Below are 25557 nucleotides of genomic sequence, written 5' to 3'. Positions count from 1 at the left end.
TGCGCATCGGCCTCGTTAAAATGAGTACAAGGACTTCCCGCCGGGGATGCGTTTAGCCAATCGGCCAAACCTACCGGCGGATCGAAGTCCTTTTTTTGTAGCTATGCCGGCGACGAACCGGTCAGTTTGCTGCTGCCGGTTTTTCGGCCACCACCCGCAGACGTTTATAATCGGCATATACCGCCCCGTCTTTCCACAGCGATCCTAGCACCTCCCGGCTGATTTTCCCGCAAGCGTCGCCGATTTGTTCGGCGGTTAATCCTGCGAAAAACGGGCCGCCGAATTGCGAAAGCCAGCTAAGCATGCCTTTTTGCCCGTCCGGAAGTTTCGTGGGGCGGTCAAAATAGACCATCAGGCGGACGATGAAACCTTGGCGCTCCAGCAGGGCGGCGTATTCGGCGGGAGTGGGAAAATACCACGGATTTCTCGCGTCGGCATCGATCCCGTAGTCCCGGGTCAAGACGTTTGCGATGGCCCGGACGATGGCGCCGACGTTCCCCGCCCCGCCGAATTCCGCCACGAAACGCCCGCCGGGTTTCAGCGCTTGCATGACGCTTTGCGCAGCATCTTCGGCATTTTTCATCCAATGCAGCGCCGCGTTTGAAAATACGGCGTCATACAGCCGATCCGCGTTGAAGCGCTGCGCGTCACCCGTGCGAAAGGAGATCTCCGGATATTTTGCCCTGGCCCGTTCGATCATGGCCGAAGAAGCGTCGAGCCCGATCACTTCCGCTCCCGATGCCGCGATTTCGCTTGTCAGGTCGCCCGTGCCGCAGCCCAAGTCAAGGATGGTCTCGTGTTTTTGAGGATTCAGCAAGGAAAGCAAATCTTTCCCGTATTCGGATACGAATCCGAGCTTCCGGTCGTAATCAAGCGGCTTCCATTGGTTCATCGATTCCATTTGAAGCACCTCCCTATGTTCGTTGGGATGATTTTGACACATGTTCTGTTATAAGTGAAATATATGAAATCTATAAAATAAATAGGAAAAGTCTATAAGACATTGCCGGATAGAGCGTTTTCATCATCCGTAAATTTTTTTTGCGGCAAAAAAGTTCAGTGATATCAACGCTTTGCGGCCATGGCGTTCGCGTTGCGCCGCCCATGGCATTTTTTAATTGTGCTATATTTTAGTTGAAGAATGAACGTTAAGAACGATGCCGCTTCAAGCATGAGGAGGGACGACATTTTGAGAAACTTTGAACTTCTCACCAAGTATCTAAAGGAAAACAAGCTGCTCTACTTGACCGCCGTGCTGCTCATCATCTTATCGAACGTAGACCAGTCCTTGCTCCCGCAGATGCTGGGAAAGGTAACGGATGGGCTCAAGGACGGCACGCTGGGACGGGACGGAATCATTCAGTACAGCCTGATTTTGCTGGCCATTGCGGTATCTTACGGGATCATGTTCGGGCTTGGGCAGTATACGATCATGAGGCTCGGAAGGCGGTTCGAGTTTATTACCCGCGGCCGCATATTTGCCCAGTTTTCAAAGTTAAGCGAGGATTTTTTCTCGAGGCAGGGCACCGGGAAGCTGCTGAGTTACGTGATGAACGACGTGACTTCGGTGCGCGAGGCGATATCCTTCGGCGTGACGCAGACGACCAACGCGGTGTTTATGGTCGTTTCCTGCGTGGCGATGATGCTGATCACCGGCATTCCGGTCGTACTGATTCTGGTCAGCGTATGCCCGTTGGTGCTGATTCCGTTTCTTGTCATCTACTTCGGGCCGCGGATCCGGGAACGATCGATGAAAGTCCAGGAAAACCTGGCGACGATGACGGAATCCGCGGACGAGCAAATCGGCGGGATTCGGGTCACGAAGACGTTCGCCATCGAGGAAACGGCTCAGCGGAGGTTTGACCGCACGGTGGACGGCGTCCGGGAGGCGCAGCTCCGCCTCGTGCGCATGTCCTCCTTGTTTCAGGCGATCCTGCCGTTTCTCGGCGCGTTGTCGCTTGTCGTGTCGCTGCTCGTCGGCGGTTATATGACGATTGGGCATCATTTGTCTCTGGGCAGCTTCGTGGCGCTGACGTTTTATTTGCGGATGCTGATGGGGCCGCTGCAGCAAATCGGCAACGTCATCAACATGATGCAGCGTTCGGGGGCGTCGCTGGAGCGGGTAAACCGCCTGCTGGCGGAAGTGCCGAGCGTTCGCGACCATGATTCGGCGGTCGAGCTCAGCTCGATTGGGGATATTGAAATTAACCATTTGGATTTTGCGTATCCGGGAGCTTCGGAAAAAGCGCTCGAGGATGTCAGCTTTACGATCCGCAAAGGCCGGACGATTGGACTCATCGGGCGGACGGGCAGCGGGAAATCGACGTTGGCGAAGCTGCTGCTGCGGATCTATGAACCTCCCGCCGGCAGCATCCGCGTGGGCGGGGAGGATATCAGGGACGTATCGTTGGACACGCTGCGGCGTAAAATCGGTTATGTGCCGCAGGACGGATTTTTGTTCAGCACGGATATAGCGGACAACATCGCGTTCAGCGACCGGTCGGCGAATATGCAGCAAATTCGCAGCGCAGCGGATCAGGCTTTACTGCTGGACAGCGTGAATACATTCAAGGAAGGTTTTCAGACGAAGCTGGGCGAACGCGGTTTAACTCTCTCGGGCGGGCAAAGACAGCGGGCCAGCCTGGCGCGGGGCTTGATGAAAAAACCGGAGCTGCTGATTCTCGACGACAGCATGAGCGCGGTCGATACGCTCACCGAGTCGGGGATATTAAACAATCTGATCCGGGAGCGGCGGGGCAAAACGACCCTTATCATCGCTCACCGCATCAGCAGTGTCCGGCACGCCGACGAAATTATCGTGTTGGAGGAAGGGCGCATCGTGCAGCGGGGCAGCCACGAGCAGCTGCTCGCGTGCCGTGACGGACTGTACGCTTCCTTGCATCGCATTCAGCAGGAGGGATTGCAGCATGCCTAGTTCTTCGGCAACCGCGACGGCCGGAAACGCCGTTTCCAATGAACAGAAAAGCAAATCGTTTGCGGCGTTTAAACATGTCGTGAACTATGCCAAACCGCATAAGCTGACGTTCGCCGCCATTTTCGTCTGCGCCCTGCTCGGCATTTCGGCGGATCTGCTGCAGCCTTACCTGGTCAAAATCGTCATCGACGACCATTTGGCCAAAGGGAAAGCGGAATTCGGCTTTATCGCAATGATGGCCGGGATTTATTTAACAATCTCGCTGATCAGCTTTTTGTTCACCTATCTGCAAAACAATTTGCTCCAATTCGCGGGACAAAGCATCGTGGCGAAAATCCGGAAGGATTTGTTCCGTCATATTTCCAAAATGTCCATGTCGTATTTTGATAAAATCCATCGCGGCAGCCTGGTCACAAACGTATCGAGCGATACCGAGACGATCAGCCAGTTTTTTACGCAGGTGCTGCTCAGCCTTATCCGGGACGGGATGACGCTTGTCCTCATCATATATTTCATGTTCCGTCTTGATGCGACGCTGGCATGGTATTCGCTGACGATTTTGCCGGTGATCGGCTTGGTCGCCTTTATGTTCCGGCGTTATCTCCGCCAGGCTTACCAGGTGACGCGCAGCCGCCTTTCGCGGCTGATCGGCTTCATCGCCGAAAATTTGTCCGGCATGGGGCTGATCCAAGCCTTCCGCCAGGAGGAAGAACAGACGCGGCGGTTCAACGAGCACAACCAAAGCTATTGGGAAGGCAACATGCGGGAGGTGCGTGCCAACGTCCTGTTCAACCGGACCTTCGATATTTTGGGCAACCTTGCCTTGGTGCTGGTCGTGTGGCTCGGGGGGATGGCCGTATTCCATAAGTCGGTCGAGGTCGGGGTTTTGTACGCTTTTACGAGCTATATCCGGCAATTTTTCCAGCCGATCAACCAAATTACGATGCAGTGGAACACGTTTCAATCGACGATGGTGTCCATGGACCGGATTTGGAAAATATTCAGCACCGAGCCGGAGGTCCAGGATCCGCTGCCTGAGCGCAAAGCCGAACTGCGCGTGGAAAAAACGCGGGGAAAAGTCGATTTTGACCATGTCACGTTCGGTTATGCGCCTTCGAGTCCGGTCATTCCCGATCTCGACCTGCATCTGTCCGCGGGGGAGATGGTAGGGATCGTCGGCACGACCGGGGCCGGGAAAAGTACGCTGATCAGCCTGCTGAACCGTTTTTATGACGTCAACCGGGGCAGCATCCGGATCGACGATGTCGACATCCGCGACATCCCGCAGCAGCAGCTTCACCGGCTGGTCGGCCTGATTCAGCAGGAGCCGTTCCTGTTTTCGGGCAGCGTGCTGGATAACGTCAGGCTTTTCCAGGACGACATCCCGCGGGAGCAAGTTATGGAGGCCTGCCGGCAGGTCGGCGTGCATGACATGATCATGCGGATGCCGCAAGGCTATGATTCGCAGCTGTCCGAACGGGGCAGCGGGTTGTCCGCGGGCGAGCGGCAGCTGATTTCTTTTGCGCGCATCATGGTGTTCGAGCCAAGGATTCTCATTTTGGATGAAGCGACGGCCCACTTGGACTCGCAGACGGAGCAACTGGTGCAAAACGCCCTGCAAACCGTATCCGAAGGAAGGACGACGCTGATCATCGCCCACCGCTTGTCAACGGTGATGCATGCCGACCGCATTTTGGTCATGAAGGACGGCCGTGCGGTCGAGGAAGGCACGCATGATGAACTGATCGCCATGCACGGTTACTATGAGCAGCTGTTCAACCACGCTAAGCAGGCGTCGGAGGAAGAATGAGCCAGGAACTTTCTTGGCTGTTCCGCAAAAGAAGGAGCCGCTTCTCGGTCCATCGACCGGGAAACGGCTCCTTTGTCTTGATATAAATGCGATTTGCGCATTATAAAGGCCGCTTCGTATTTTGTCATGATTTATTGTCATTGATTTTTTTGCTTGGCGGTCGCTATTTCAAGTTCAACAGCGGGGGCATGGGCACTCTCGACCCATGAACGATGCGGGGGGACTGTTTTTTGGGTTGAATCGCTTTTTTATTCGGTCGGGGGATGGCCGTTTTCTTCGACTCTTGCCGTACGAATACGGCAGCCGAATTCATGGGAATCCGCACCGTTTTTTTGCGCCGTTTTGATTCCGCCTGCTTGTTTTTTGTCTCTGTCTGCCTGACTTTTGTCTCTGTCTGCTTGACTTTTGTCTCTGTCTGCTTGACTTTTGTCTCTGCCTGCTTGATTTTTGTTTCCGTTTTCTTGTTCCTTGTCTCTGTTTGCCTGTTTTTTGTCTCCGTTTGCTTGTTTTTTGTCACGCGTATGCGTTTTTTATAGCTTGGCTTCCGGCTTCTTCGCGGAATAAGCAGGTAGCGTCGGCTGCGGGTCTTTCTTCTGAATGTTCTAGGCTTCGCCGGCGTTACGGCGGGCATGACGGTCGGCACGACAGCGGGCATGACGGCAGGCATGACGGCACGCGTTCTCCAAGGGGTCATATTGAGGTTTTCCTCATACAGGGCAAAACTCGGAGAAATAGGGTCCCACCATTTCACGTCACCGGCAAAATGAACGATTTTATTATAAAAATCCTGGTCGGGATGATGGGCGCTGAAAGAGTTAAAGCGTTCGTCCAACTGAAGATAGTTCCCTCCGAACACATAGTTTAATGTGTCCTGGTCCGGCATGGTCGTACCCGGAAAATTGCGCAGAAAGTTCACCACTTCAACATACCAGTTCAAGTTTTGGCGAATATTGTTTAGCTCAAATACGATGACCCCGGAATTAAAGTAGGTTTCCGGGTTCAGCCCATACGACGCAACAACATCCGGTATGCCCATGATCCCCTGGTCGCGAACCGCAGCCAAATAGCAGCCGTTCAAATCGATGTCCCACAATTCAGAGATATCCATATTCACTAAGATGTCGCAGTCCAGGTAAATGACTTTGTCGACGGAAACCAGTGTAGGCAGCAGAAGGCGGTACAGGCTTCCCGAAGTCCAGCGCTCCAGCGAGCTGCTCCCGGATAACACTTCAGCCATTTCGACAGGCAGGGCTACCGGATAAAAATTGATTTGGTGATTAAAGCTGGAAGCTAAACCTGCAAGCCTGTTTTGGTTTTCTTCCGTTAAGGTTTCGTCGTGAAGGATATGAACATTGATCATGGTAACCGTATTGCGGAAAACCGACGCCAGAACCGCGGCGGCATGTTCGGAATAACTTCCGTCCTGATCATTAAAAGCCAAAGCCAATTCGATCATTCGGTCCATCACCTCTCCCAACATCGTTTTGAATTGCGCTTTTCTTCGGTGCTTATTCCGGCTTGTTTTCCTTCAAAAGCTGGGTAATTTCGTCCTGAAGGTTATCCTTTAGATTTTCGCGTTGTCCCGTTATGGCTAAAATGGCCTTAAGATAACCAAGCGGATCGCCTACATCATGCCATCGGCCGTCGATTTCGCAGGTGTAAACCGCTTCTTTGGCCAACAGCTGATTCAAAGCGTCCGTGAGCTGGATTTCGCCTCCGACCCCAGGTGCCTGATTCTCCAGAATATCAAAGATCGACGGAGTCAAAATATAACGGCCGACAATGGCCAGCTGTGACGACAACGTACCGGCCGGAGGTTTTTCGACCAACCGGTCCGCAAAAGCGAAAGACTCGATCAACGGTTTAACGTCGACGATTCCGTAGCTGGATACCTTGTCTGCCGCCACCGTCTGAACCCCCAGAATCGAGGTTTGAAGCCTTTCAAATCCTTTGATCAGCTGCTTTAGCGCCGGAGGTTCCGCCTCGAAGAAGGTATCTCCGAGAAGCACGGCAAAGGGCTCTTCCCCGATGAACTTCCTTCCGACGCTTATGGCATGCCCCAGGCCTTTGCGCTCTGATTGGCGAATATAATGGATGTCTGCTTTGCCCAAGAATTCCCTTACTTTACGGAGCTCTTCAAGCTTCCCTTTTTGCTGCAAGTAATGTTCAAGCTCATGGGCAAAATCGAAATGATCCTCGATGACCTTCTTGCCTTTTCCGGTGACGACCAAAATCTCTTCAACTCCGGAGGCGACGGCTTCTTCGATGATAAATTGTATGGTGGGTTTATCGATGATCGGAAGCATTTCCTTGGGGATTGCTTTGGTAGCCGGAAGAAGCCGCGTTCCGAAACCTGCTGCCGGAATGATCGCTTTACGAATCTTCAAGCGGTCCTCCTCCTTTTATGCAGTGTCATATGGTGCATTATATTCCCGAGGGCGGCGAGAATTATGGACAACAATCTAGTGGGAGAAAAAATAATAGACAGCATGTCCTTTAAATAAAAAAAGCCGCTCCAAAGAGCGGCAACACGTCCCAGATCGGGATGCGGCCCTTGCGGGCTGACTGCGAAGCGGATGCTAACGAAGTTAATGCTCCGACGAACCCTATTGGGTTCTCATCCCTCCGACGAACCCTATTGGGTTCTCATCCCTCCGAGGAATGAAAAAAACCGCTCCAATGAGCGGCATTTGTACGTCCCAGGAGGGATTCGAACCCCCGACCGACGGCTTAGAAGGCCGTTGCTCTATCCTGCTGAGCTACTGGGACAAGAAAAATTTCAAGCAAGAAATATCGTAACATATGGAGCGAAATTTTGCAATAATAAATTGATATAATTTAGCAAGAAAAATTGTTCGGGTTTGCATCCTCCAAACCTTCCCCCGCAAAACGAAGAATCTCCGTTCATTTTATTATTATGTTCACGAAACCCTAATAGAACCACACTTTCCTTTCCTTTGATCATAGGCCGGACAAAAAAAATTCCCTGCCATGCCGCTCCTTAAACGATCCGACAGGCGCGATTCGAACGGCCCGTTTTTTTCATGTGCGGCAGGGTTATGCTATAATCAACAATTAATTGAAGCAAATCGGACAGAAAGGAGGAAACCCCTATCAATGAATCCGCATTCCCCGGAAAAGACAACATCATCCTCTTTCCAAAGACGCTCGACTTCTATCAGATTCAGCTGACGGTCATGCTGGAAAACGAACGGTACGGGGAAGCCATGGATCTTTTGCGTTTTTTGCTCCAATGCCAGGGGCAGGATCAGCGGCATTACGACGAATGGCGGGCGCTGCTGGAGTGGCTTGAGGCCGCCTTTCCCCAATCGGCGCGCGGGACGAAGGACCGCGAAGACGACGGGGAGGCCGAAGAAGAGCCGAGTGAAGAGGACATGAAACGGCAGAACGTCCGGGCAAAGCTGGCGGAAGACCGGTTTTATGCCGAGAAGCTGCTCCGCACCGCCCAGCAGGAGCCGTTCGGCGAGCAAAATCTGCTTGCGCTCGAGCAGCTATCGTACCTGGAAGGGGCGGATATCGACAACGCGCTCGTCGAGTGGCTGCAAAGCCGGCCGCTGCATCCGCTGCTTCAATTCCGCGTCCTGCAAACCTTGCGCAAACGCGGAATGCTGGGAAGCATCGAGCTGATCCGCGGGCAGGAACGGGCCCAAATCGACGTTGAATCCGTGCCGCTCGGCCCGGAAGAATTTCCGCCTCAGATCGCCCTGATTACGGAACGGGTAGCCCAACAAACGGAAGTTCAGGAGCCTACGCTCTACTATTTTGCGCAGGAGCTGTGGACGCAGTTTATTATGGCCATTTACGGAACGGACGATTATGATTCCATCGTTAACGAGCAGGATGACGAGACGATCGACATCTGGGCGGCCTCGCTGCACCAGATCGTCGCCGAAACGCTGACGGGGAGCCGCAGCGACGAGGAAATCAGGCATATGTACGGCGTGACCGACACGATGCGCTTTCGCTTCGAGCAAGCGTACCGCACCATGAAACAGTTCGTGGCCGCAGGAACGAACGCCTAGAAAAAACAGGAAGCCCTGCCTGAAGACTAGCTTTAGGGATACCCTTGAAAAAGGGGACAATCTTGTTTATACTATAGTGGTTATTCTGTGCGTGTTAAGCCAATGACCATGTGAAATATTTTTGGAGGGGAAAGCATAAAATGAAAGCAACCTGGGAAAAAATAGAGAAGAACCTTGGCGTTCTTGAAGTTGAAGTTGAAGCGGAACGCGTATCCGAGGCTCTTGACAAAGCCTTTAATAAAGTAGTCAAAAAAGCAAGCGTGCCTGGATTCCGCAAAGGCAAAGTGCCTCGTCCGATTTTCGAAGCCCGTTACGGTGTGGAAGCACTGTATCAAGACGCGATCGACATTCTTCTTCCTGAGGTTTATACGGAAGCCGTTAACGAAACGGACATCTTCCCTGTAGACCGCCCTGACGTCGAAATCGATCAATTCGCCAAAGGACAAGCTTTCAAGTTCAAAGCCAAAGTAACGGTTAAACCTGAAGTTACCCTCGGCGCTTACAAAGGCGTAGAAGTTCCTGTGGAAAAAGTCGAAGTAACCGACGAAGAAGTGAACGAAGAACTGAAACGTCTTCAAGAGCGTCATGCCGAACTCGTCGTGATCGACGAAGGCGCGGCTCAAGACGGCGACATCGCTATCATCGACTTTGACGGTTATGTAGACGACAAACCATTCGAAGGCGGCAAAGCAGAGCGTTATTCCCTCGAGCTTGGCAGCGGCACGTTCATCCCTGGATTCGAAGAGCAGGTTGTCGGCATGGCAACAGGCGACTTCAAGGACGTTGAAGTAACGTTCCCTGACACGTACCATGCGGAAGAGCTGGCGGGCAAACAAGCGGTGTTCAAAGTTAAAGTTCACGAAATCAAACGCAAACAGCTGCCTGAGCTGGACGACGAATTTGCCAAAGACGTAAGTGAATTCGAAACGCTGAACGAATACAAAGAAGATCTGAAAAAAGAACTTCTGGCTCGCAAGGAACAAGAAGCCAAAGGCAAAAAAGAAGCTGCTGTCGTAGACAAAGTTTCCGAAAACGCCGAAGTGGACATTCCGCAAGCGATGATCGACAGCGAAATTCAAAACATGATGCGCGATTTTGACAACCGTCTCCGCAGCCAAGGCATGAACCTTGAAATGTTCCTGAGCTTCTCCGGTCAAACGACGGCCGATCTGCAAGAGCAAATGAAGGACGACGCCGAAAAACGCGTTCGCAACAACCTCGTTCTCGAGCAAATCGCGAAAGAAGAAAACATCGAAGTGACCGAAGAAGACATCAATAAAGAGCTCGAAACGATGGCTGAAGCTTACAAACGTACTGCCGACGAAATCCGCAACATTTTGGCGGCAAACGGATCGCTCGCAAGCCTGCGTGACGAAATTTCGCTTCGCAAAACGGTAGACCTTCTCGTTGAAAACAGCAAGGAAGTGGAAGCAAGCGAAGCGCCTGCTGAAGATAAAGCAGAATAAGTTCCGGAAGAGGCTAACTCATCTGGGGGCATGACGGCAGTTATGTCTTTCATATGAAATCTATAGAGATAAGGCACGTATATTTCATTGCGTGCCTTATTTTTAACTAGGATTATCCATTTTATTCATAAACCATGTATAAAATGGATTTTATTCACTCTTCCGTCCATTTAAGGATTTGCGCGTGGCCCATAACCCCGCAAAATCCCGATACATAAAAGCGTCAAGCCGTGCGACAGGCCATTTTTTCTGAACGGGTTCATACACTGTACTGCGGGATGGAAAGTGAAAAATGACATCAAGCTTTGAACATGATAGAATAATGCTGTAAGCCTGATGGATGCACGCATTACATCTTTAAACGGAAAAGAGGTTGGACACATGAGTCTGATACCTATGGTTGTAGAGCAAACCAGTCGGGGCGAGAGATCTTACGATATTTACTCCAGATTGCTGAAGGATCGCATCATCTTCCTCAGCAATGCGATCGACGATGATGTAGCCAATCTCGTCATAGCACAGCTATTGTTCCTTGCTGCCGAAGATCCTGAGAAGGATATCCATTTGTATATCAATTCTCCCGGTGGTTCGGTTACTGCAGGGATGGGTATATACGATACGATGCAATACATTAAACCCGATGTATCCACCATCTGCGTAGGCATGGCGGCGAGCATGGGCTCTCTCCTGCTGACAGCGGGTGCGCCGGGCAAACGTTATGCGCTAGCCAACAGCGAAGTGATGATTCACCAGCCGCTGGGCGGGGTTCAAGGGCAGGCAGCCGACATCCAGATTCACGCGAGCTGGATCATTAAAACGAGACAAAAGCTCAATCAAATATACGTGGAACGCACAGGTCAGCCCCTTGAAAAAATTGAACGCGACACGGATCGTGACTTTTTCATGAGCGCGGAGGAAGCGAAGGCGTACGGCATTATCGACCAGGTTCTCACTTCACCGATTATATCTTAAAGGGGTGTTTACATGTTTAAATTTAACGATGAAAAAGGGCAGCTGAAATGCTCTTTTTGCGGGAAATCCCAGGAACAAGTGCGCAAGCTTGTCGCGGGTCCCGGAGTTTATATATGCGACGAATGCATCGAGCTCTGCACGGAAATCGTGGAAGAAGAGCTCGGTCATGACGAAGAGCTGGATCTGAAAGACATTCCGAAACCAAAGGAAATTTGCGACATTCTCGACCAATACGTCATTGGCCAGGAACAAGCGAAGAAATCGCTGTCCGTTGCCGTTTACAACCATTACAAACGGATCAATACGGGCAGCAAGATCGAAGACGTCGAACTGCAGAAGAGCAACATTCTCCTGCTCGGCCCTACCGGTTCCGGTAAAACGTTGCTTGCCCAAACGATGGCCAAAATTTTGAACGTGCCGTTTGCAATCGCGGACGCAACGTCCCTCACGGAAGCCGGTTATGTCGGCGAAGACGTGGAGAACATTTTGCTGAAGCTGATCCAAGCTGCGGACTATGACGTGGAAAAAGCCGAACGCGGCATCATTTATATTGATGAAATCGATAAAGTCGCCCGCAAATCCGAAAATCCGTCGATTACTCGCGACGTTTCCGGAGAGGGCGTGCAGCAGGCCCTGCTTAAAATTCTTGAAGGCACGGTCGCTTCCGTTCCGCCGCAAGGGGGACGCAAGCATCCGCATCAGGAATTTATCCAAATCGATACGACGAACATCCTGTTCATCTGCGGCGGTGCCTTTGACGGTCTCGAACAGATGATCAAACGCCGGATCGGCAAAAAAGTCATCGGCTTCAACGCGATGGGCGAAAACCAGAAGGACCTGAAACCGGGCGAATACCTCGGTCTGGTGCTTCCGGAAGACCTGCTGAAATTCGGATTGATTCCGGAATTCGTCGGACGCCTTCCCGTTATCTCCACGCTGGAGCCGCTGGACGAGAAGACGCTCGTGCGCATTTTGTCCGAACCGAAAAACGCGCTGACAAAGCAGTACCAAAAGCTGCTTGAAATGGATAACGTAAAGCTCACCTTCGAGCCGGAAGCCCTCGAAGCCATCGCAAGGGAAGCGATCAAGCGCAATACCGGCGCCCGCGGCCTTAGAGCGATCATCGAAGGCATTATGCTGGATGTCATGTACGAAGTTCCTTCCCGCGACGATATCAAAGACTGCGTCATTACGGAGCAGGTCGTGAAGGAAAAAATCGTGCCTGAACTGCTCAGCAAGAAAGAGAATAAACAAGAGGAAAGCGCCTAAGTTCTAAGGGCGGCAACGCATCCGCTTTCCGAAATTCATGCCGGTTCTCCACTTCCTCCCCTCAAGGCCGCAAGCCGATTGCAGGGGCAGGGGTGGAGTCTTGGCGTTATGGGAGAGAACAAACCATGTTTTTGAGACAAGACACTAGACCCGTAAAAGTCGGTAATTTGACGATCGGCGGCAGCAATGAAGTCGTCATTCAAAGCATGTGCACCACCAAAACCGCAAACGTCGAAGCGACGGTTGCCGAAATTCTCCGCTTGGAAGAAGCCGGCTGCCAGCTCGTGCGCGTCACGGTGAACAACAACGAAGCTGCCGAAGCGATCAAGGAAATCAAAAAACGGATTCATATCCCGCTTGTTGCGGATATTCATTTTAACTACCAGCTCGCGCTTAAAGCGATCGAAAACGGCATTGACAAAGTCCGGATTAATCCGGGCAACATCGGCAGCCGCGAAAAAGTCGAAGCGGTCGTCAAAGCGTGCAAGGAGCGCGGCATTCCGATCCGCATCGGCGTTAACGCAGGTTCGCTCGAAAGCCATCTGCTGGAGAAATACGGCTACCCGACGCCGGAAGCGATGGTGGAAAGCGCCCTGTACCATATTGGAATTTTGGAAGACCTCGATTTCCACGACATAATCGTATCGCTTAAGGCATCCGACGTGCCGATGGCGATCGAAGCTTACCGCAAGGCGGCGGAAGTCATTCCGTATCCGCTGCATCTGGGCATCACCGAGTCCGGGACGTTGTTCTCCGGTACGATCAAAAGCTCGGCCGGCCTCGGCGCGCTCCTGGCGATGGGAATCGGCAGCACGATCCGCATTTCGCTTAGCGCAGACCCGGTCGAGGAAATAAAAGTAGCCCGCGAGCTTCTTAAAGCGTTCGGCCTGATTTCCAACGCGGCCACGCTCGTTTCCTGCCCGACCTGCGGCAGACTCGACATCGATCTGTTTTCGATCGCCAACGAGGTCGAAGCTTACATCTCGAAGCTGAAAGTGCCGATTAAAGTATCGGTGCTCGGCTGCGCGGTGAACGGCCCGGGCGAAGCGCGCGAAGCCGATATCGGCATCGCCGGCGGCCGCGGCGAAGGACTTCTTTTCCGCTACGGGGAAATGATCCGCAAAGTGCCGGAAGCCGAAATGGTCGACGAGCTCAAAAAAGAGATCGACGAGATCGTAAAAGTATATGAAGAGACCGGAAAAATTCCGGGACGCAAGCATTAATTAGACTTGTGATGTTCAGCTGCACGGCCTTTCAAAAGGCGTGCAGCTTTTTTTATGCCGAACTGATCCGGGCCTGCGCCGATGAAACGTCTTTTTATAGGAGAGATTTTGCTCGATTTTAAAAATATGCCCATATTTCCCGCTTTGTTGCGTTTACGTAAGTGTGAAACGGCTATACTACCATGTATCAGGCCAACCCTGGGATCATGGAATCGAAGAATGGGGGGATTGGCCGCTTGACAGAGAAACGGGAGGGTTTAGGATATGAATTTGAGCATGATCATGATGTTGGTTCAATTTTTCTTTGCCGTCATCATCGGCATCTATTTTTGGAATTTGCTGCGAGGACAAAAAACTAACCGCACCGCCGTGGACCGGGAATCCCGCAAGGAAATGGACAAACTGCGGAAGCTGCGTTCCATATCGCTTACGAAACCGCTCGCCGAGAAAACGAGACCGCAATCGCTTGGGGATATCGTCGGGCAAAAGGACGGGCTGCGCGCGCTAAAGGCAGCGCTGTGCAGCGGCAATCCCCAGCATGTCATCATATACGGACCGCCCGGCGTCGGCAAAACCGCGGCCGCGCGCGTCGTGATGGAAGAAGCGAAGCGCAATCCCGCTTCCCCTTTTAAGGCTGACGCCAAGTTCACGGAAATCGATGCGACGACCGCCCGTTTTGACGAGCGGGGCATTGCCGATCCGCTGATCGGTTCGGTGCATGATCCGATTTACCAGGGGGCCGGCTCCATGGGCGTTGCGGGGATTCCGCAGCCCAAACCGGGCGCCGTGACGAAAGCGCATGGGGGCATTTTGTTTGTCGACGAAATCGGGGAACTGCACCCGATCCAAATGAACAAGTTGTTAAAAGTGCTGGAAGACCGTAAAGTTTTGCTCGAGAGCGCATACTACAATTCGGAGGACAGCAATACGCCCGCGTATGTCCATGACATTTTCCAAAACGGGCTTCCCGCCGATTTCCGACTTGTCGGCGCCACGACACGCTCCCCGCAGGAGCTGCCGCCGGCGCTGCGGTCGCGCTGCATGGAAATTTATTTCCGTCCGCTGCTTCCGGACGAAATCGGACGGATCGCGGAGGACGCGATCCAGAAAATCGGGCTTAAGCCATGCCCGGAAGCGGTTGAAGTCGTGAAACAGTACGCGACGAACGGACGTGAAGCCGTCAACATCATTCAGCTGGCCGCCGGCCTTGCCTTGACCGAAAAAAGGGATTCGCTTGCCGCCTCCGACGTGGAGTGGGTGGCAAGCAGCAGCCAGCTTCAACCGCGTCCGGAACGCAAGGTGCCCGACCGGCCGCAGGTGGGCCTCGTCAACGGCCTGGCCGTTTACGGTCCGAACATGGGGGCGCTGCTCGAAATCGAAGTGACCGCCGTTCCGGTCGCACCGGGCGAAGGAAAATACAATATTACCGGCGTCGTCGAGGAAGAAGAAATCGGCGGGAACTCCCGGACGCTGCGGCGGAAAAGCATGGCCAAAGGTTCGGTCGAAAACGTCCTGACCGTGCTCCGTTCCCTGGGTCTGAAACCGGGAAACTATGACTTGCACATCAACTTCCCGGGCGGCACGCCGATCGACGGACCATCCGCGGGGATCGCCATGGCCACGGCCATCATGTCGGCCGTCAAGGGCATTCCGGTGGACAACCGGGTCGCCATGACCGGGGAGATCAGCATCCATGGCCGCGTCAAACCGATCGGCGGCGTCATTGCCAAAGTCGAAGCGGCATTTCAAGCCGGAGCGACGACGGTCATCATCCCGAAGGAAAACTGGCAGACGCTGTTTGAAAACCTGGAAGGACTGCGGGTCATTCCGGTCGATAACGTACAGGAAGTGTTCCTTCATGTTTTCGGAAGCGAGTTGAAGCCGGAGGCGGCTGAAGCCGATGCACGAGCCGAGGCGCAGGAACAACCAAGCGAGGCGATGGACAAAAGCGCGGCGCCGGAAATTTTCCCGCAGGCTCCCGCCGCTTCGTTTTTGCAGGCGAAGCCGGGCCGTCAGGGGCAAATTACCGATGCGGGCACATGTTGAAGCAGCCGAATGATTGGTTTTTTTTGTGAACATTTGCTAAAATAAAACCGGATGTGTATAACCTGAGAACGGCTGGAGGTGCAAAAGCAGATGGGGCTTAGTAAAGCGAAAGGCCGCCGTTTTCCGTTATTGCCTTTGCGAGGCCTTCTGGTCTACCCGAGCATGGTACTGCATCTCGATGTAGGCCGGGAAAAATCGGTCAAAGCGCTGGAAAAAGCGATGGTGGATGATAATTTAATTCTCCTTTGTTCTCAGTCCGAGGTGAACATAGAGGAACCTACGCATGACGATATTTTTCGCATCGGCACGGTTGCCAATGTGAGACAAATGCTCAAGCTCCCGAACGGCACGATCCGTGTCCTTGTGGAAGGCATGGAGCGCGCCGAAATTATACAGTATACCGACAACGAGGAATATTACGAGGTCCTTGCGCGGGAACTGCATGAAGAAGACAGCGGCAATCCGGAAGTGGATGCTTTGATGCGCACCGTTCTGAGCCAATTCGAGCACTATATCAATTTATCGAAAAAGGTGACGCCGGAAACGCTCGCCGCCGTATCCGACATCGAGGAGCCGGGGCGCCTCGCGGACGTGATCACCAGCCATCTGTCGCTGAAGATCAAGGACAAACAGGAAATTCTGGAGACGATCGACGTCGGCAAACGGCTCGAGAAGCTGCTGGATATTCTGAACAACGAGCGGGAAGTGCTGGAGCTCGAGCGCAAGATCAACCAACGGGTCAAAAAGCAAATGGAAAAAACCCAAAAGGAATATTATTTGCGCGAACAGATGAAGGCGATCCAGAAAGAGCTGGGCGAGAAGGAAGGGCGCGCCGGAGAAGTCGAGGAACTGCGCGAGCAGATGGCGAAACAGGAGCTTCCTGAACGGGTGAAAGAGAAGGTCGAGAAGGAAATCGACCGGCTGGAGAAAATGCCCGCAAGCTCCGCGGAAGGCGGCGTCATCCGCAACTACGTCGATTGGCTGCTTGCTTTGCCTTGGAGCACCAAAACCGAGGATGATCTCGATATTCATAAAGCGGAGCAGGTGTTGAACGAAGACCATTACAGCCTGGATAAGCCGAAAGAGCGGGTGCTGGAATATTTGGCCGTGCAGCAGCTGGTCAAAAAGATGAAGGGGCCGATCCTTTGCCTGGTAGGTCCTCCGGGCGTCGGCAAAACGTCGCTTGCCCGTTCCATCGCAAGATCCTTAAACCGGAAGTTCGTCCGCATTTCGCTGGGCGGCGTCCGCGACGAAGCCGAAATCCGCGGCCATCGCCGCACCTATGTCGGCGCCATGCCGGGCCGGATCATTCAAGGAATGAAAACGGCGGGAGCGTTAAACCCGGTTTTTCTGCTGGATGAAATCGACAAAATGGCTTCCGATTTCCGCGGAGATCCTTCGGCAGCACTGCTGGAGGTGCTCGACCCGGAACAGAACAACACGTTCAGCGACCATTTTATCGAAATTCCGTTCGATCTGTCGCAGGTCATGTTCATTACGACCGCCAACGTGATTCACAATATTCCGCGGCCGCTTCTTGATCGCATGGAAGTGTTGAACATTCCGGGCTACACGGAACTGGAGAAATTGCAAATCGCCAAGCGTTATCTGCTGCCGAAGCAGAAACGGGAGCATGGGCTGCAGGATGAGCAGCTGCAAATCGGCGAAGACGCGCTGCTTAAAGTCGTCAGGGAATATACCCGCGAATCGGGCGTCCGGAATTTGGAGCAGCAGGTAGCCGCCCTTTGCCGGAAAGCGGCCAAAAAAATCGTATCGGGCGAATCGGAGACGATTGCGATCGGACCGGACGACGTCAAGGATTATTTGGGCGCGCCGAAGTTCCGTCACGGCGTGGCCGATCTGGAAGACCAGATAGGTACCGTAACGGGCCTGGCCTGGACCGAGGTGGGCGGCGAAACGTTAATAATCGAAGTAACGGTCGTGCCGGGCTCCGGCAAGCTGACGCTCACCGGCCAACTCGGCGATGTGATGAAAGAGTCCGCGCAGGCTGCCTTCAGCTATACCCGCAGCAGAGCGGCGGAACTCGGGATCGATCCGGAGTTTCACGAGAAAAACGATATCCACATTCACATCCCTGAAGGCGCCATTCCGAAAGACGGCCCGTCGGCCGGCATAACGATCGCGACCGCCCTTATTTCGGCTCTTACCAAAAAACACGTCTCCAAGCATGTGGCGATGACCGGAGAAATTACGCTGCGCGGACGGGTGCTCCCGATCGGGGGATTGAAGGAAAAATCGCTTGCCGCCCATCGCGCCGGCTACAAAAAAATACTGCTTCCGAAAGACAACGAACGGGATCTGCGCGATGTTCCCGACAGCGTCCGCGATGAAGTGGAGTTCATTCCGGTATCCCATATGGACCAAGTCCTGAAGCATGCGCTCGTGGAGCAGACGGAAGTGCACTAGAGAGGAACTTTACGATGAAAGTAACCCAAGCAGAATTTGTTATCAGTGCCGTCGGCCCTGACCAATATCCAGTGGACGCCTTGCCGGAGATTGCTCTGGCAGGGCGTTCCAATGTAGGCAAATCTTCGTTGATCAACCGCATGATCAACCGCAAAAATTTGGCCCGAACGAGTTCGACGCCGGGCAAAACCCAGCATTTGAACTATTACCGCATCAATGAGGAGCTGTATTTCGTCGATTTTCCGGGGTACGGCTACGCCAAAGTGTCGAAAACGCAGCGGCAGGTTTGGGGCAAGATGATCGAAAAATATTTGCTTGAGCGGGAAACGCTGAAGCTGGTCCTGCTTGTGCTGGATCTTCGCCATCCGCCGACCAAGGACGACGAGTTGATGTACGACTGGTTGAAGCATTATGACATTCCGGTCTGCATCGTCGCCACGAAAGCCGATAAAATCCCGAAAACGCGGTGGCAAAAGCATGTCAAGCAGATGAAAGACGCACTCTTGCTGCGGAAAACGGACGCTTTTATCATGTTTTCGTCGGAAACCGGCGTCGGAAGGGACGAACTCTGGGCGCACATTACGTCCGTATCCGGCCTGGAACGCGAAGAGCCTTTGCCGTCAAAAACGGAGCAAAACCCCGAATAACGGAACAATAGCCGGCGCATTAGCCCGATATTTTAAGCGTATCGCGTAGGGATTCAGACTTTAACCGGCAGGAAAGTGAGCATCCCGCCAAAAGTGTGCCCTAAAATCCGGTTTAATCCGTTTTTTTATGAAATATGAAGAAAATTCATGGTTCCGGCTGCAAGCAATCGATTTGTGATGTGCTGTATAATAATACTAAAGCATGGATCAGCCGGAAGCGATCTGCGTTCCGAATCCATGGCGCAAGCCCGCGTTTAAGCGGAAATTTTTCTTCCGACCATAGAAATGCTTCGATCATGTTCGAACCGGATTTCTATCGTCATCACAAAGAATTGAGGAGATTTTTATGGCTCAGCGGTTAGCCACGGAGTATGTGAAAGCCACATTACAAATGTCGGAGCTTCAATTGAACCAGTTTATGCATTCGGCTGAATGCTGCCACATTCACGTCATTGTGAAAGTGCTCGGCAGCGGAGGACAAGAAATTGTGCTTGAAGACGAAAGCGGCGAGGAGGTTCATTTTCCTCTCGAAAGTAACCATGGCCAATACTTCTGTGAGTTGTCATGCCGCTTGGTGAATCCCCGTTTGACGAATCTGGTGCGCAAGCTGTTTACCGACTGCAAAGGAAACGGCGTCGTGAAACGTATTTATCAAGGATTCACGATGTTGTATTATTATGAACAGGGTTCCGTCCGGAAGATTGAGGAAGCGACCGCTTCCGGCCGCAAATTGGTATACCAATACAAACATACCGCAGGCGAACTTCAGCGGGTTTATCAGCTGAACGACGTCGAGCAGGAAATATCCCGGCTTTACCAGGACATCGATTATTGGCTCGATGAACGCAACAAGGCGGAAACGAGCGACGAAGTCGCCCGAATCGACGAGAAGCTGCGGCAAGGGGCCGCAAAATGGTTCGCATTAGAGGCCTAATCCATAGATGAAACGGGGAACTCCTTCGCGCAAGAAGGGGTTCCTTTTTTGCGTGATTCATGGTTCGGAAATAAGGGCAAGTATTGAAGCCGTGGGCGCGGAGTACACAGCTGCAGACGTCTCGAAAATTAGTGGAAAACCTTGCGGACAAACGGCCGCAAACAACGTTGAAACGCCGTTGAATTGCTTGTTGAAGCCGGGACACGCCATCAGAAAATAAAACGCCCGGAGTTTTAAAAAAAGTATTGCAATTCGCCTTGATAGATGTTATTTTTAATCTCGTTGAAAAGAATATATTAGGAACCAGGATTCACTCAGGACATTGAATGTTGCGAGAGATTATTCCCTCGGGAAGTGAATGACGTAGGTCCTAGCGGATGAAATTTTCAAACATTTTATTCCTAGGAAGGGGGAACCGGAAGATGGAATACTCAACTTTCGGAAGACACGTTGCTGTTGATACTTGGGGAGTCGACTTCGATATGCTGAACGATGCGGAGTTTTTGCAAGCCCAACTGGTTGAGGCTGCCGAAACATGCGGCGCAACAGTGATGTCGGTACAATCCAAGCAATTTGAACCTCAAGGGGCGACAGTGCTTGTTTTGCTGTCGGAAAGTCACCTCTCGATTCACACGTATCCCGAGAGAGGATTTGCAGCGATCGATTGCTACACCTGCGGCGAAACCGTCGATCCACAATTGGCAATCGATTACCTGGTATCCGTATTGAAACCCGAAAAAACGTACGCGAAAAAGCTTGTACGCGGTTTGGGCGAATTGAAGGTGGAAACGCCGGAAATCGAACAAGTCGAGCTGGTATAATAGGCCGCGGCGCTTAACAATTGATAATGAGTCATAACCATGGAGGCTGCCCTCCATGGTTATTTGTTTTGCGGGTCCCCAATATACTTAGAAAGTATGGAACAAGCTCATCTATATAGAATGAACTAAAGTTTTTACTTGTCATTCCTTGATCCACAGGGAATATCCGTGTCAAAGATGTGACTTATTTTAATTCAATCTATCTATATAGAATGAACTAAAGAAATGAAGGCTATAGGGCCGCATCGGGCCCTTTGAACAGGAAGTTCGGTGCAAACTTTAGTTCAATCTGTCTATGAATCAAAGGGGGCTCGCCAATGAAAAGACGGGGTTTCAGGGATTTGCTGTTTTTGGGCTTGATGGTGGTGCTGGTCGGGCTGCTGGTTATCCAAGGGTACCGGATGTTGCGGCCGCAAACGGAACATGCGGATGCCGGGCGTATGCTGTACGAGGTATCGCTTTTTCAGATGCAGGTGTTGAACACTTCGCTATTGGATGCCGCGGACAGCGGCGATACGAACGGTTTGAACGCGCTGAAGCTGGCGGCTTATTCGGCCGCGTTTACCCACGACAGGCTGGCCAATGCGCTGGGCAGAAACAACCTTTACGCCTTTCCGGCGCTTGGCGGTCTGGTGGATGCCATCACGTCCTGGCAGATCGGAGGAAACCGGCCGCTTCGGGAAGAGGAGAAGGAGCTGCTTCGGGAGTACGGCGGGTTGTTTTCGGGCGCGCTCCAGTCCTATCAGCAGCTGCTGAGCGAAAGCGGGCATGTCATTTCCTCGAAAAACGATGAATTGAAAAAAACGGGCAAGCAGCTGGCCGAGCTGGTCAAGGGGAAATAGGAGCGCCGGCCGTATAAACCGGAACAGTTTTTGGCAAGATAGTAAAATGCTTTAGGCAATGCGTGTATTTTTTCATAAACAATTCATAAAATCGTGCAGGGGATCCGGACAACTGTGCTATACTAAATATAGCAACTCGACAAAAGCTGCAATTGGATCCGTGCAGGATTTGAGGAATTTTGCGCGGACTTTTCAAAAGCGGATGCTTGGAAAAGCGACCGCAAGACTCGTTGTTTGAAACGAAAGCTTAGGCAGGTGAACATGTTAATGCATATCGTCGTTGTCGGATTGAACTATCGTACAGCGCCTGTAGAAGTAAGGGAACGTTTCACGTTCGAGCAGAACGAACTGCCGGAAGCGCTCAGCCAGCTTATGCAGACGAAGAGCGTCATGGAAGGTGTTATCGTTGCCACGTGCAATCGTACGGAAATTTATGTCGTGGTGGACCGCTTGCACATGTGCGGACATTTTATCCGCAGTTTTATGGAGCAGTGGTTTGACATTCCGCGCGAGGAATTTACCCGGCATTTATATATATATGAAGATGAACGGGCCATCTCCCACTTGTTCCGCGTAACCTGCGGATTGGATTCGATGGTCATCGGCGAAACGCAAATTTTGGGCCAGATCCGCTCGGCGTTTCTGCTCAGCCAGCAGGAAAAAGCGACGGGAACCTGGTTTAACATGCTCTTTAAGCAGGCGGTTACGCTGGGCAAAAGAGCGCATTCGGAAACCTCCATCGGGGAAAGCGCCGTTTCCGTCAGCTATGCGGCCGTAGAGCTGGGCAAACGGATTTTTGGCATGTTTGACAACAAAAAGGTGATGATCCTCGGCGCGGGAAAAATGAGCGAGCTTACGGTCAAACATTTGTACGCGAACGGTGCCGAAGAGGTTATCGTCGCCAACAGAACGCTCGCCCGCGCCGAAGAGCTTGCCAGCAAGTTCGAAGGAACCCCATGCACGATGGAGCAGGCGATGCAGCGGCTGCAGGATGTGGATATCCTGATCAGTTCCACGGGTGCCAAGGATTACGTTCTCGACCGGGCGCAGGTCAGCGAAAGCATGAAGAAACGCCAATCCCGTCCGCTGTTTATTATCGACATTGCCGTTCCGCGGGATATTGACCCGGCGATTGCCGATTTGGACAACGTCTTCCTGTACGATATTGACGACTTGGAAGGGATTGTCGAAAGCAATCTGGAAATGCGCAAGGCCGAAGCGGCCAAAATCGAAGTGATGATCCGCCATGAAATGGGCGAGTTCCAGCAATGGTTGAAAACGCTGGGCGTTCGACCGGTCATCCGCGCTTTGCAGGAAAAATCCTCGGCGATTCACGAAGAAACGCTCCAAAGCTTGTTCAACAAGCTGCCGGAGCTGGATGAACGCCAGCGCAAAGTCATCCACCGTCTGACCAAAAGCATCGTCAACCAAATGATGCATGATCCGATCAACCGGATCAAGGAGCTGACGGCAGAGACAAACGGAAACGAGGCGCTGGAATACTTCACGCATATTTTTGCGCTTGAAGACCAGCTGCAGGACGCCGGGCAGGCGAAGGACGGCCTTCGCAGCCAGTCCGGAACCCCAAACGAACCCGGCAGGGAAAAGCATGAGCACAAACCGTTTGCCATTAAAGGATCGCTGACGCCAGCAGGCCTGTAATCGGCTGTCAGGGGGAGTGGACATGCTCACTGGATTTTATGATGCAGGAATTTATATTTATGCCCTGAGCCTTCTGTTTTTTATCTCGGATTGCATACGACGCAATCGGGGCGCGAAGCGGATGGGTACAGGGCTTCTTGCCGTAGTCGGCATTTTGCAGGCGGGAGCGTTGTTTAACAGAGCAATGGAGGAACATACGCTTCCGATTTTTACGCCGTTCGATTTTTTGCTGCTGCTGGCGTTCAGCCTTGTCGTGGCGGCTCTAATCATGAATTTGCTGCAGCGGGCGGAGTTTGCCGTGCTGCTGCTGAGCATCATCGGCTTCGGCGTGCAGGTGTTGAACCGGCTGTGGTTTTCGCCGGGCAACAACCCGCTGAAAACTTGGGAAACGGTACACGGATTGCTTGTCCTTCATATTACGCTCGCTAATCTAAGTTTCGTCATTTATACCATCGCGGCGGTTTTTGCGCTGATGTACCTGTTCCTTCACCGAAAATTGAAAGGAAAGAAATGGACGGACGCGGTGCGGCGCCTCCCCAGCCTTGAAATACTCGACAAATATGCTTATTCGCTTGCTTTCATCGGGACGCCCGTGTTGACCGTTTCCTTTATCGTCGCGGTGCTGTCGGTCGTCTCCGAAGGCAGGATCAACTTGCTTCTTGATTTGAAGGTGCTTGCGACGCTTGCGGGGCTCGGGTTTTATTATTTCTATCTGTTCAAGAAACGCTCGCAGCAGCATACGGGAACGTTGATGGCGAAATGGCTGTTGACGGGCTATCTGTTTATCATCATCATTTTTGTGTTGAATTCATGGTCCGATTTTCATCGCTGGAGCGGGGAGTGATGCGGCGTGAAGTCGTATATGCCGATCATGCTGGATTGTGCGGGACGCGTCTGCGTCGTGGTCGGAGGCGGGCGGGTCGCCGAAAGAAAGGCGGGCGAGCTGCTCGCCTGCTGCGCGCTTGTGACGGTCATCAGCCCTCGGATTACGCCGGTCCTGAAGCAGCGTCATGAGCAGGGAGAGCTCCGTTGGTTGTCCCGGAAATATGCGCCGGGAGATCTGGAAGGGGCGTTTATGGCGCATGCCGCCACAAACGATCCGGAAGTGAACCGCTCCGTCGCCGAGGAAGCCGCCGGCCGCGGCATTCTGGCCAACGTGGCGGATCGTCCGGAATCGGGCAATTTCATCCATCCGAGCGTCCTTCGCCGGGGGCGGCTTTTGATCGCCGTTTCGGCTTCGGGAGCCGGGCCGCTTGCGGCGAGCACGATCCGGAGAAAGCTGGAGGAACAATTCGGTACGGAATACGAGGCTTATCTCGATTGCTTATATGAAATGCGAAAAACGATCAAGGAGCAGGTTTGCGATCCGGCGGCACGGCAAAAGCTGTTAAAAAAGGCAAGCGGACCGGACATGCTTGACGCTCTGCGGCGGAACGGCTTCGCCTGCTGGAGCGCGGAGAGAATCAGGCAGTGGATCGACGACAACCAGGAGGAATAGAAATGCGGACAATCGTAGTAGGCAGCAGACAAAGTGCGCTGGCACTGACACAAACGGGACAGGTCATCGACGACCTGAAAAAGCTTTGCAAGGAGCATGGCTTCGAATTTGATTTCGAGGTGAAAAAAATCGTAACCAAAGGCGACCGCATTTTGGACGTCACGTTGTCCAAAGTCGGGGGCAAGGGACTGTTCGTCAAAGAAATCGAGCAGGCGATGCTTGACGGGGAAATCGACATGGCGGTGCACAGCATGAAGGACATGCCTTCGGTTTTGCCGGATGGACTGATCAACGGCGCGGTGCCGCGCCGGGTGGATCCACGCGACTGCCTCATCACGCTGGACGGCAAAAACATGGATGAGCTGCCGCAAGGCGCGAAAGTGGGGACTAGCAGCCTCCGCCGCTCCAGCCAACTGAAGGCGTACCGTCCAGACTTGACGCTCGAGCCGGTGCGCGGCAACATCGATTCACGCCTGAAAAAGCTGGAAACGGAAGGATTTCAGGCGATTTTGCTGGCTGCGGCCGGTTTGTACCGCATGGGCTGGGAGGATCGGATCACGGCTTATCTTCCGGTTGAAACCTGTCTGCCTGCCGTCGGGCAAGGAGCGCTGGGCATCGAATGCCGCGGGGACGACGAGGAGCTGCTGAAGCTGCTGGCCTTGTACAACGACAAGGAATCCGAGCTGACCGTGGCGGCGGAACGCAAATTTTTGGGCGTGCTGAACGGCGGCTGCCAAGTTCCGATCGGGGCGCATGCAGTCTTGGTTAAAGCGACGGAGGATCATTCCCCGGCCGGACAACATGTCATACAATTGACGGGAATGGTCGGCTCCCCGGACGGAGACGTCATCCTGAAAGAAACGATGACCGGGACCGATCCGGACAAGCTTGGGGAGGACGTAGCCCGGAAGCTGATTGAACGCGGAGCGGAGGCAATTCTCGAACAAGCCAGGGAGTAAGGG

21 protein-coding genes and 1 tRNA gene are annotated in these 25557 nt (G+C 52.9%); 18 read left to right on the top strand and 4 right to left on the bottom strand.

What is annotated here, in order from left to right; translation table 11 throughout:
- Positions 1-121 precede the first annotated feature (121 nt).
- On the bottom strand, positions 122-901 hold the full coding sequence (locus tag GQY55_RS27515; RefSeq protein WP_160045120.1) for a class I SAM-dependent methyltransferase: 780 nt from the start codon (positions 899-901) through the stop codon (positions 122-124).
- Between the two features lie 288 nt (positions 902-1189).
- Here GQY55_RS27515 and GQY55_RS27510 point away from each other — a divergent pair, with 288 nt between their 5' ends.
- Both GQY55_RS27510 and GQY55_RS27505 read left to right on the top strand, forming a co-directional pair.
- The gene (locus tag GQY55_RS27510) at positions 1190-2935 is read left to right on the top strand and encodes an ABC transporter ATP-binding protein (protein WP_160045119.1); all 1746 of its coding nucleotides are present in this window, start codon (positions 1190-1192) and stop codon (positions 2933-2935) included.
- A complete protein-coding gene (locus tag GQY55_RS27505; protein ID WP_201452257.1) occupies positions 2928-4745 on the top strand; it encodes an ABC transporter ATP-binding protein in 1818 nt (605 codons plus the stop codon). Before GQY55_RS27510 ends, GQY55_RS27505 begins: the two co-directional genes overlap by 8 nt.
- Before the next feature lie 163 nt (positions 4746-4908).
- Here GQY55_RS27505 and GQY55_RS27500 read toward each other — a convergent pair whose 3' ends face one another.
- From GQY55_RS27500 to GQY55_RS27490, 3 genes are all read right to left on the bottom strand, one after another.
- Complete coding sequence (locus tag GQY55_RS27500) at positions 4909-6210, bottom strand: glycosyltransferase family 8 protein (RefSeq protein ID WP_160045117.1); 1302 nt, start codon at positions 6208-6210, stop codon at positions 4909-4911.
- A gap of 43 nt (positions 6211-6253) precedes the next feature.
- Positions 6254-7132: a UTP--glucose-1-phosphate uridylyltransferase GalU gene (gene galU, locus GQY55_RS27495; protein WP_160045116.1), complete on the bottom strand. Its 879-nt coding sequence runs from the start codon at positions 7130-7132 to the stop codon at positions 6254-6256.
- 308 nt (positions 7133-7440) lie between these two features.
- Positions 7441-7514: transfer RNA gene (locus tag GQY55_RS27490), tRNA-Arg, on the bottom strand.
- A gap of 428 nt (positions 7515-7942) precedes the next feature.
- On the opposite strand from GQY55_RS27490, the gene GQY55_RS27485 reads away from it, so the two are divergent.
- The 16 genes from GQY55_RS27485 (at position 7943) to hemC (ending at position 25554) form a co-directional block, all read left to right on the top strand.
- Positions 7943-8788: a hypothetical protein gene (locus tag GQY55_RS27485; RefSeq protein WP_236575909.1), complete on the top strand. Its 846-nt coding sequence runs from the start codon at positions 7943-7945 to the stop codon at positions 8786-8788.
- 140 nt (positions 8789-8928) lie between these two features.
- Positions 8929-10254: a trigger factor gene (gene tig, locus GQY55_RS27480; RefSeq protein WP_160045115.1), complete on the top strand. Its 1326-nt coding sequence runs from the start codon at positions 8929-8931 to the stop codon at positions 10252-10254.
- 381 nt (positions 10255-10635) lie between these two features.
- A complete protein-coding gene (gene clpP, locus GQY55_RS27475) occupies positions 10636-11226 on the top strand; it encodes an ATP-dependent Clp endopeptidase proteolytic subunit ClpP (protein ID WP_160045114.1) in 591 nt (196 codons plus the stop codon).
- 12 nt (positions 11227-11238) lie between these two features.
- Complete coding sequence (gene clpX / locus GQY55_RS27470; RefSeq protein WP_160045113.1) at positions 11239-12495, top strand: ATP-dependent protease ATP-binding subunit ClpX; 1257 nt, start codon at positions 11239-11241, stop codon at positions 12493-12495.
- A 125-nt stretch (positions 12496-12620) separates the two neighbouring features.
- Complete coding sequence (gene ispG, locus GQY55_RS27465; protein ID WP_160045112.1) at positions 12621-13718, top strand: flavodoxin-dependent (E)-4-hydroxy-3-methylbut-2-enyl-diphosphate synthase; 1098 nt, start codon at positions 12621-12623, stop codon at positions 13716-13718.
- Positions 13719-13982: 264 nt separating this feature from the next.
- Positions 13983-15764 carry an ATP-dependent protease LonB gene (gene lonB, locus GQY55_RS27460; RefSeq protein WP_160045111.1) on the top strand — a complete coding sequence of 594 codons (1782 nt, stop codon included), beginning with the start codon at positions 13983-13985 and terminating at the stop codon, positions 15762-15764.
- 90 nt (positions 15765-15854) lie between these two features.
- A complete protein-coding gene (lon, locus tag GQY55_RS27455) occupies positions 15855-18191 on the top strand; it encodes an endopeptidase La (RefSeq protein ID WP_160045110.1) in 2337 nt (778 codons plus the stop codon).
- 14 nt (positions 18192-18205) lie between these two features.
- On the top strand, positions 18206-18838 hold the full coding sequence (gene yihA / locus GQY55_RS27450) for a ribosome biogenesis GTP-binding protein YihA/YsxC (RefSeq protein ID WP_160045109.1): 633 nt from the start codon (positions 18206-18208) through the stop codon (positions 18836-18838).
- A gap of 134 nt (positions 18839-18972) precedes the next feature.
- Positions 18973-19200, top strand: coding sequence for a hypothetical protein (locus GQY55_RS31660; RefSeq protein ID WP_236575908.1), 228 nt, complete (start codon positions 18973-18975; stop codon positions 19198-19200).
- Positions 19185-19772 (top strand): non-ribosomal peptide synthetase module, encoded by a 588-nt coding sequence (locus tag GQY55_RS27445; protein WP_160045108.1) that lies wholly within the window; start codon positions 19185-19187, stop codon positions 19770-19772. The genes GQY55_RS31660 and GQY55_RS27445 overlap by 16 nt, the downstream gene beginning before the upstream one ends.
- A 422-nt stretch (positions 19773-20194) precedes the next feature.
- Positions 20195-20593 (top strand): adenosylmethionine decarboxylase, encoded by a 399-nt coding sequence (gene speD, locus GQY55_RS27440; RefSeq protein WP_160045107.1) that lies wholly within the window; start codon positions 20195-20197, stop codon positions 20591-20593.
- A gap of 317 nt (positions 20594-20910) precedes the next feature.
- Positions 20911-21435, top strand: coding sequence for an S-adenosylmethionine decarboxylase (locus GQY55_RS27435; RefSeq protein WP_160045106.1), 525 nt, complete (start codon positions 20911-20913; stop codon positions 21433-21435).
- Positions 21436-21702: 267 nt separating this feature from the next.
- Positions 21703-23097 (top strand): glutamyl-tRNA reductase, encoded by a 1395-nt coding sequence (gene hemA / locus GQY55_RS27430; RefSeq protein ID WP_160045105.1) that lies wholly within the window; start codon positions 21703-21705, stop codon positions 23095-23097.
- A gap of 22 nt (positions 23098-23119) precedes the next feature.
- Positions 23120-23941: a cytochrome c biogenesis protein CcsA gene (ccsA, locus tag GQY55_RS27425; RefSeq protein WP_160045104.1), complete on the top strand. Its 822-nt coding sequence runs from the start codon at positions 23120-23122 to the stop codon at positions 23939-23941.
- 6 nt (positions 23942-23947) lie between these two features.
- Complete coding sequence (locus GQY55_RS27420; RefSeq protein ID WP_201452256.1) at positions 23948-24595, top strand: precorrin-2 dehydrogenase/sirohydrochlorin ferrochelatase family protein; 648 nt, start codon at positions 23948-23950, stop codon at positions 24593-24595.
- Positions 24596-24597: 2 nt separating this feature from the next.
- Entirely contained in the window at positions 24598-25554 is a 957-nt protein-coding gene (gene hemC, locus GQY55_RS27415) for a hydroxymethylbilane synthase (RefSeq protein WP_160045103.1), read from the top strand.
- Positions 25555-25557 lie beyond the last annotated feature (3 nt).

Origin of the sequence: Paenibacillus sp. USDA918EY (genome assembly GCF_009870825.1) — a bacterium.
Lineage (GTDB): Bacteria > Bacillota > Bacilli > Paenibacillales > Paenibacillaceae > Paenibacillus_AQ > Paenibacillus_AQ albilobatus.
Note: the sequence above shows the minus strand (reverse complement) of the source record. Positions and strands in the feature narration are given on the sequence as shown.